The organism is Streptococcus intestinihominis (assembly GCF_046824975.1).
In the GTDB taxonomy this organism is placed as follows: Bacteria; Bacillota; Bacilli; order Lactobacillales; family Streptococcaceae; genus Streptococcus.
In genome coordinates this window covers 1-755 of the sequence record NZ_JBKQBL010000017.1, presented here as the reverse complement: position 1 = coordinate 755, position 755 = coordinate 1, and the positions used below count along the sequence as shown (strand labels likewise).

Sequence of the window (755 nt, the reverse complement as noted above, 5' to 3'; positions counted from 1 at the left end):
ACTATACCGGCGGCCGGGGTCGAACCGGCACGTCCTTGCGGACACTGGATTTTGAGTCCAGCGCGTCTGCCAATTCCGCCACGCCGGCAAAGTATAACTGGGGTAGCTGGATTCGAACCAACGCATGAGGGAGTCAAAGTCCCTTGCCTTACCGCTTGGCTATACCCCAATAATATAAAATAGGCGAGTGATGGGGATCGAACCCACGCATGCCAGAGCCACAATCTGGTGTGTTAACCACTTCACCACACCCGCCATATTCTTATACACGGGCAGTAGGAATTGAACCCACACTGAAGGTTTTGGAGACCTTAGTTCTACCTTTAAACTATGCCCGTAAAGGATGGAAGGGGAGGGATTCGAACCCCCGAACCCGAAGGAGCGGATTTACAGTCCGCCGCGTTTAGCCTCTTCGCTACCCTTCCGAATAATATTAAATTATGGCGCGAGACGGAATCGAACCGCCGACACATGGAGCTTCAATCCATTGCTCTACCAACTGAGCTACCGAGCCAAATATTGCGGGAGCAGGATTTGAACCTACGACCTTCGGGTTATGAGCCCGACGAGCTACCGAGCTGCTCCATCCCGCGTTAATATTAAGGAGGATGTGGGATTCGAACCCACGCACGCTTTTACACGCCTGACGGTTTTCAAGACCGTTCCCTTCAGCCGGACTTGGGTAATCCTCCAATATAATATAGTCCGTACGGGATTCGAACCCGTGTTACCGCCGTGAAAAGGCGGTGTCTTAA

Annotated in this window: 8 tRNA genes; all 8 read right to left on the bottom strand. The window is 52.3% G+C overall.

Annotated features, from left to right (window positions below):
• Positions 1 to 4: 4 nt before the first annotated feature.
• Positions 5 to 88 (bottom strand) — tRNA-Leu (locus ACLOR3_RS10695).
• A 9-nt stretch (positions 89 to 97) separates the two neighbouring features.
• A tRNA-Gln gene (locus tag ACLOR3_RS10690) sits at positions 98 to 169 on the bottom strand.
• Between the two features lie 13 nt (positions 170 to 182).
• A tRNA-His gene (locus tag ACLOR3_RS10685) sits at positions 183 to 255 on the bottom strand.
• Between the two features lie 12 nt (positions 256 to 267).
• Positions 268 to 338 (bottom strand) — tRNA-Trp (locus tag ACLOR3_RS10680).
• A 6-nt stretch (positions 339 to 344) separates the two neighbouring features.
• Positions 345 to 425: transfer RNA gene (locus ACLOR3_RS10675), tRNA-Tyr, on the bottom strand.
• Positions 426 to 441: 16 nt separating this feature from the next.
• Positions 442 to 514, bottom strand: a tRNA-Phe gene (locus ACLOR3_RS10670).
• A gap of 5 nt (positions 515 to 519) precedes the next feature.
• A tRNA-Met gene (locus ACLOR3_RS10665) sits at positions 520 to 593 on the bottom strand.
• 9 nt (positions 594 to 602) lie between these two features.
• A tRNA-Ser gene (locus tag ACLOR3_RS10660) sits at positions 603 to 692 on the bottom strand.
• Between the last annotated feature and the right edge of the window lie 63 nt (positions 693 to 755).